General features: G+C 39.0%; 4 protein-coding genes. 2 read left to right on the top strand and 2 right to left on the bottom strand.

Annotation, left to right across the window (positions count from 1 at the left end):
• Window positions 1–169 precede the first annotated feature (169 nt).
• Complete coding sequence (locus tag B5J94_RS09655) at window positions 170–1,315, top strand: beta-ketoacyl-ACP synthase III (protein WP_062501677.1); 1,146 nt, start codon at window positions 170–172, stop codon at window positions 1,313–1,315.
• A 196-nt stretch (window positions 1,316–1,511) separates the two neighbouring features.
• On the opposite strand, the gene B5J94_RS09650 is transcribed toward B5J94_RS09655, so the two are convergent.
• Window positions 1,512–2,078 (bottom strand): AAA family ATPase, encoded by a 567-nt coding sequence (locus B5J94_RS09650; RefSeq protein ID WP_062501699.1) that lies wholly within the window; start codon window positions 2,076–2,078, stop codon window positions 1,512–1,514.
• 56 nt (window positions 2,079–2,134) lie between these two features.
• Here B5J94_RS09650 and trmA point away from each other — a divergent pair, with 56 nt between their 5' ends.
• Window positions 2,135–3,268, top strand: a complete 1,134-nt coding sequence (gene trmA, locus B5J94_RS09645) for a tRNA (uridine(54)-C5)-methyltransferase TrmA (RefSeq protein WP_079364102.1) — start codon at window positions 2,135–2,137, stop codon at window positions 3,266–3,268.
• 50 nt (window positions 3,269–3,318) lie between these two features.
• Here trmA and B5J94_RS09640 read toward each other — a convergent pair.
• Window positions 3,319–8,179, bottom strand: a 4,861-nt coding sequence (locus B5J94_RS09640) for a DEAD/DEAH box helicase (protein WP_409455092.1), incomplete at its 5' end; no start/stop codon positions are given.

Here is an 8,179-nt window from a genome sequence, read left to right as displayed (position 1 = left end):
TTGGGGTGCGGTTCAAAGATTTGCCCTTATTATTTTGTCATGAACAATCCCATCATCTTAACAATACCGATAAGCAACAATGACAAATAGCTTACAAATGTATGCTATTTTTTTAGGCAAAAGTGTGCTAAACTGTAACCAAATTTTTCAAAACAAAAATGGAGTATCTATGACCATTTGCATCACCGCCACAGGGCTACACATTCCCAAAGACAAAATCACCAACGAAGAGTTGGTAACGGCATTCAACACCTATGTAGATAACTACAACCAAGCCCACGCCCAAGCCATTGAGTCTGGCGAAAAGACGGCTTTACAGCATTCTACCGTAGAATTTATCGAAAAAGCGTCAGGCATCAAATCACGCTATGTCATTGATAAAAAAGGTATTTTAGACCCGAATATCATGGCACCGATTTTCCCTGCCCGCAAACTTGGCGAAGAGCTGTCTATCATGGCGGAGATGGGGACGGACGCACTTAACCAAGCCTTAGCCAATGCAGGCTTGGAAGGCAAAGACTTGGACGGCATTATCTGTGCTTGCTCCAACTTTCAGCGTGTCTATCCTGCCATTGCCATTGAGATTCAGCAGGCGGTCGGTATGGTGGGCGGATTTGCCTTTGATACCAATGTGGCGTGTAGTGCGGCGACTTTTGGTATCGCCCAAGCGGTCGGTATGATAAAAGGTGGTGTTGCCAAACGTATTGCCGTGGTCAATGTCGAGATTACGTCCGCTCATCTGAACTGGCGTAACCGTGATAGCCACTTTATTTTTGGCGATGTGGCGGCAGCGACCATCATTGAAGAGACAGACACGCCAAAAGGTTATGAGGTGCTAGATAGTAAGCTGTGGACACAGTTTTCAACCAACATCAAAAACGAATTTGGCTTTATGGATAGAAGTGAGTTTTTGCACGCCAAAACGTCCATGTATCCTGATATGACCGAGCCTGTTACTGATAAATTATTCTTGCAAGAAGGGCGTAAAGTGTTCCGTGAAGTTTGCCCCAAAGTGTCTGAGATTATCAGCACGCATTTGGCAGAGAATAATATCAGCACCGACAAAGTCAAAAAACTGTGGCTACACCAAGCCAACATTAACATGATTGATTTGATTTTACGCACCGTCATGGGCAAGGACGCAGATAAATCCATTGCTCCGATTGTCATTGATGAATTTGGTAATACCAGTTCGGCAAGCCCGATGATTGCGTTTCATCGTTGCCAAGACGGCATTGCCAGCGGTGATTTGGCGGTGATTTGCTCGTTTGGGGCGGGGTATTCAATTGGTTCGGTGATTGTTAAGAAGGTGTGATAAAAATCATTGATACAATAGACTTCCTGCAAAACCCCGAATTAAGGAAAACCGTTCGTGGTGAGCTATGCCTGCCCATAACGGTTTTCCTACCCGCAGGCAGGCTCAGGGCGAACGGAAAACTGGTTTTACAGGATATTTAATAATAAAAGAGCGGATTATTTTCGCTCTTTTTATTGTTATTAAATTTATAAAATTAAAGACCTTTTAATAATTCCCCAACTTGTTTTATTCTACTGTCCAAATCCCCCGAAATGGTGTGATAATGTAATTGGCGGTTTTCTAATTCTTTAATAATCGTTTGTCGCATTTGTTCACGCCCATTGGGTAAATCTCTCATGCCATCATCTATCCATGTAATGCCAATTTCATCGGTTACTAAAATTAAATCATATTGATTATTTAAATGCTTTAAAATAATATCAGGCGTTTTATTAAAATAATGCTGACTATAAATATGCAGTAGCAATAATGACGCATCTATAAAACAATAGCGATGGGCGGTAGCAACCGCACGCTTTTCGCTGTCCATTTGCCCTTGTGCGATGGGTGTTAAATCATCAAAAGTGCAGACATAACCTGTTGGCTTTTGTTCTAGATAAGTCCGCAGGTATTCGGGCGTGTAAGTGGTGTGGTATTTGTCCGCTAGGGCGTGGGCGAGCGTGGATTTGCCAGTGCATTCGGCACCGATAAGCAGGATTTTTTTGACGGTCATTTGGATAAATAGAGTGTGATTAACAAAAGCACCATTATAGCGTGCCATTTGCTTTTTGGCGAATATTTTTATAAAATGGCGGTTTTATTTGTAATGATACCGCCATGACACACACCGCCTTTACGCACGATGAGTACCACGCCCAATTATCCGCCAAGATTGACCGCATTGACACCCAATTCGCCCTTTTTAATCCACCTACCTTAGAAGTCTATGAATCGCCGATTAGCCATTTTCGCCAGCGTGCCGAATTTAGAATTTGGCATACCGAGCGAGACGGGGCGGACGATATGTTTTATGCGATGTTTGAGCGAGACGGTAAATCAAAAAAGGTGATTGAAATTACCGATTTTGCCATTGCCAGCCGTGCTATTAACGAGCTAATGCCTGTTTTATTAAATGAATTAAAACAACATAGTCTATTAAAAGATAAATTATTTCAAATTGATTTTTTAAATACACAATATGGGCAAATGCTGGTTACCTTAATTTATCATAAAAAGTTAGATGAGCATTGGCAAACATTGACAAATTCATTGGCGGATAAATTAAATGTCAAACTTATTGGGCGAAGTCGTGGACAAAAATTGGTATTAGATGATGATTTTGTCATTGAAAAAATGAGCGTGGATATAAAAGGGCAATCCCAAGATTTTTATTATCAGCAAATAGAAGGCGGATTTAGTCAGCCCAATGCCCATGTATGCCGTCATATGCTAAACTTTGCCTGTGATGTGGCGGATAATATTAGCCAACATGATAAAAAAGATTTGTTAGAATTATATTGTGGTAATGGTAATTTTACCTTGCCGTTATCTAGATATTTTAATAAAGTTCTGGCAACTGAAATGGCAAAATCATCGGTCAATTCTGCCAAATGGGCGATTGATTATAATAATATCTCTAATATTGCCATAGCTCGCTTATCCGCCCAAGAATTTAGCCAAGCCCATAATGGCGAGCGTGAATTTAGACGATTAGCCGAGAGTGATATTGATATTAAAACGTATGACTTTAATACCGTCTTTGTAGACCCGCCACGAGCAGGGATTGATGATGAGACCTTAAAGATTTTGGCAAATTTTGATAATATTATTTATATCTCATGCAATCCTGATACTTTATTTGAAAACTTACAATGTTTAAATCATACCCACGAAATAAAACGCTTTGCCTTATTTGACCAATTTCCCTATACCCATCATATTGAAAGTGGGGTTTGGCTTAGTAAAAAATAAAGCTCAAAAAGTATAAAAGCGGATAAAGATTTTATCCGCTTTTTATGATGTTACTCAATCACAAGACCGGGCAAATTATTCACGATATTTATACTCTCAATACTTACCGTTATGACACGCAGTAATAATTCTAAGGGATAGCGAGCATTATTCATCGTCTCTATTGCCCAATCATTGGCATTATTGGTGATACCACTGTTTTTATCGGTTTTAATGGACTGGCGTTCCATTACCCATTCTATTGCCGATTTGCCATTGACGATATAATCATAGGCTTGTAATGGAATATTACTTACAGTAAAATTATCATTATAAATAATCACTGTTTTATCGTCTTCATTTTTGCCTGTATCAGTATTTTTACGCTTGCCAAATTTCATTTTGCTCACATAAAAATCATCGTCTTTACCACCAATAATTTTATCATTGTGAATACTAATACCACCATCTAATTTTACACCGTCATACATTGCTACGCTTTCATAATTTAGATGTAAATTTGCCAACTCTTTTCCCGCTTGTCTAAAAGCCAAAAAGTCATCTACCGATTTGACTCGTGGAATGCGTGGTAATTGTTTGGATAAATTATCGGCATAGCGTTCACGGTAATCGGTGCTATGGAGTAATCCATAAATATAATAAAAGATACATTCTTTACTAATTTCTGCACCATTATAAAATTCTTTAAAATGAGCTAAGGCTTCATCACTAATGGCGGATTTTTGAGTATAATTACCATCGTTATTGGATTCATAGATATAAAGCGGTAATAAAATACCACCACCGTCTGCTTGGTTTTCCATTATTTTATCTGAGATAATAGACAAAAAACCTTCCTTTTTCCATCTGTGTTTTATAAAAATTATAAGATTATTGTGTTTTTCAGTTGGAAGAATTTTAGGTAAATTGGATCGCATTTCATTGAGCATTTTATCAAAATAAATTTTTTGTTTAAAAAAGGGTCTGTATAAAATACTTCTGATCTTTTTGCTATCAAAGGTTGCTTTTCTGTCTTTTGATAGATGATTTTTTAAGGCTCTGCTCCAACTGATTTTTTGTGGATTTAAATCAATAAAATTTGACACATCAATCGTTTTATCTGATTTTTGATATTTTTCTAGTTCAGAATTGTAAAAATCTATCATTGATTTAATGTTGATATGTAATTGTGTTTGTGAGCAGTTGCACACCCAAATATCCCTATTTGTTACAACACCTGATGATGATAATGAGAATATACCAGTGTCATTGTGGACTGATATATATCTTTCAAAATTGCTATTCTCATTACGCTGATTTATCCAATCTTGATAAGTATTTGGGATAATATTTTCCCATTTGATATTCTTTATTGAACCAAGATTTTCAATAATCTCTAACTTTTCTTTGCGATTTAAGTAATCTCCAATATCATAATAATTAATTTTCCCTTGATTTTTTGAATTTGGATTTTTAACCAATATAGAAATAGCAACACCTGTTATGATATTAAAAATATTTTGCCCTTCTTTTTTGGCAATATCTCCTGTTTTTGCACGAATATCGCCACGCAAATTAAAAACATATAATGAGCTAAATTCATTGGATAAACATTGTCTTAATCCATCGGCAGATTTGGAGTCAATAAATCCAGAATTGGTAATAAATCCAATAATTCCTTTTTCACTAATTCTATCACTTGCCCAGCGAATAGCACGAGTGTACGGGTCGTACATATTTCTTTTTAATCCAGAGCTTGATAAGTTAACATAAGTTTTTTCAATACGACTATCTAATACTGGATATTTCATATTTTCAATACTATCATTGGCACTTTTTTTACCAACAGAATAAGGCGGATTTCCCATAATCACGGTAATATCCAGTTCTTTTTGTCGTTTTTGGCGTTCGCTGTTATCGCTATGACTGACCAAATCATTTTCATACATGGCAAAAGTATCCGCCAAACAAATGCCTGTAAAAGGTTTATAATCATCAATAATTAAGCTGTGATACACGCTTTCTATATTGATGGCGGCAATATAATAAGCCAATAAAAGCATTTCGTTGGCGTGGATTTCTTGATATTTCTGTGGCAGTTGATTGGTGGGGATAATGCCACTTTGTAGCAGTCTTGTGATAAAAGTCCCTGTGCCTGTAAATGGGTCAATGATTTGTACGCCTTTATTGGATAAACTTGAATTAAACTCGGTCTGTAAAATATGCTCTACTGAATGAATGATAAAATCTACCACTTCTATGGGTGTATAGACAATGCCCATTTTTTCGGCAAGTTTTGGAAAAGCGGTACGAAAGAAATTATCATAAAGTTCTTTAATGATTCTTTGGCGGTGGGCAGGTTCTTTAATGCCACTGACACGAATGGCAATCGCATCATAAAATTCATTTAATTCTTTGGTTTCTTTATCCGAAATATTGGTCAGTGCCAATGCGTCTATCACTTTATCTAAGGCAATGGACATTGGGTTGAATTTGGCAAATTCACTCTCAGAAAATAACGCATCAAATATAGGCTTGGTGATTAAATGCTGTGATAGCATTTCTATGGCTTCATTATCGGTGGTGGTGTTATTTAAATCTTGGCGTAATTGATTAGCAAATTTATTAAAGGCATTGATTTGAATATGATTGTTGTCATTTTCTAATATGGCTTTAATGCGGTCGGTATGAGTGTTTGCAATTTTGGCAACATTTTCTGCCCATTCTTGCCAGTGCATACGATTACCACATTTTTTGACGATTTTGGCGACTAAGGCTCGCTCAATGTCGCTGATATTAAAATCCAATTCGCCTTGTACGGGTGGTTTTTCGTCTTTACCCCCAATGGTTTTTGAGCCACGCCCTGTCTTTTTGGTGGATTTTTTGGTTCTGGGTTTGATGTTGTTGCTAATGTCGATGATTTCAATTTTGTCCGTACTTGCCCCAAATTCTAACTTGTTGAGCATGGCATCAAATCTGTCATCATGCGAACGCAAGGCGTTTAATACCTGCCAGACGACTTTGTAATTTTCGTTGTTATCAAGGGCGGTTTCTGGTTCTACACCTGCAGGAATGACGATGGGTAAAATGACATAGCCCCGTTTTTTGCCGTCTGCTTTTCGCATGACACGCCCAACCGATTGCACCACGTCAATTTGAGAATTGCGAGCGGTCAAAAACAGCACAGCATCCAGAGCAGGCACGTCCACCCCTTCGGACAGACAACGCACATTGGATAGGATACGGCAGGTGTTGTCGGGCGTTTGGGCTTTTAGCCAGTTGATTTTGGTAAGTTTTTCGCTGGCATTCATAGAGCCGTCTATGTGTTCAGCTTCACAGATGAGTTTTAGGGATTGGTCTGGGTTGTCTTTGTCTTTTAGGTTGGCAATCTCTTGTGCTTGATAGGCGGATACGACATTGCCAAACATTTCGCTGATGGCTTTTGAGCTGACTTTATGTTTGTTGCCCCTGTATTCTTTTTCAATCACTTGACAAAAGGCAACGGCTCGTTTCATTGGCAAATTGTCATCGGACAAATCATTTTCTACACCATATTTGGATAGGGCTTTCCAGCAACCAATAATTTTGGCAGCGTCATCTACCTTGTATTCGTTGCCACTGTCGTTAAGCAGTTTTTCTAATTGGCGATTGATATGGCTTTCGGATACCGCCAGTACCAACACTTTATAATCCACCAATAAATCCTGATGAACGGCACTGCTAAAACTGATGGTATAAAAGGTCTCGCCATAATGCTCGGCATTATCCATAGAATAAAGCGTCTCCACGCCTTCGGTCTTTTTGGCACTATCGCTATACACTCTGGGTGTGGCGGTCATGTATAGGCGTTTTTTGGTTTGGATAAAATCATTATGATGAATGCGGACAAATTGGCTTTCGGCTTCGCCTTCAAAAGTTGCCCCTGTGGTGCGGTGGGCTTCATCACAAATCACAAGGTCAAATTCGCCCATGCCCAATTTCTGGGCTTGACTGATAACGTCAATGGAATGATAAGTGCTAAAAATCACGGTCATGACCGTATCTTTGTCGGTGTCAGTACGATTGCCAAACGCCTTGCTAAGGGCGTGGGCGTTGGTGGTGGCTGGGTATTGTAGTTCGTGAATTTGGGTTTTGAGAATGTCATCGCTGGTTTGTTTGCCAACGTCATTGTCCGAACAGACGGCATAGGCATGAATGGGTATGTCGGACTGTTGTGTCCATTCGGTCAAGGATTGCGATAATAAAGCCAAACTCGGCACTAAAAATAATACCGTCTTGCCAACGCCTGCTTGTTGCTCGGCAATTTTTAGAGAAGTAAAGGTTTTGCCTGTACCACACGCCATGATAAGTTTGCCACGATTGGCGGTTGAAAAACCTTTGGCGACAGCATTTTTTGCTTCTAGCTGGTGGGGGCGAAGTGATTTTTTGGGGTGCAGTATAGGGGTGTGATTGGGGGTGTATTTTGACCAGTCAATGATACTATTTTCAAGGTCGCTACGACTGATGATATTGACGGGGATTTGTTGATTTTCAAGGGAATTTTGGGCGTTTGCTGTCCAATGGTCAGTTGTGGTGATGATAAGGCGGTGGCTAAAATCTGTCTTGCCAGATGCGGTAAAAAAGCTGTCAATGTCAGATTTGGCAATGTGATAATCGGCAGAATAATTTTTGCATTGTATGGCGGTGAATGTGTCGTCCTTGCCAATGGCGACAAGGTCTATGCCTGTATCAGTTTTGGGGAAATCGGGTTTATGCTGGTTTACCCATTCGGTAAAGGGAAGTACGGTATCATAAAGGGTTTTGTAATGATTTTCGGTGCTAAGATAATCAATGCACAAGCGTTCAAAATAGGTGCCTTTTTCACGCTGAGTGTGAGAAAGTGTTTGATATTGCTCTAAAATGTCCGATAATGTGGTTGGTTGGTTGGTTGGT

The sequence above is a fragment of the Moraxella lacunata genome, from assembly GCF_002027545.1.
Taxonomy (GTDB): Bacteria; Pseudomonadota; Gammaproteobacteria; order Pseudomonadales; family Moraxellaceae; genus Moraxella; species Moraxella lacunata.
This window is presented reverse-complemented; position numbering and strand designations above follow the sequence as displayed.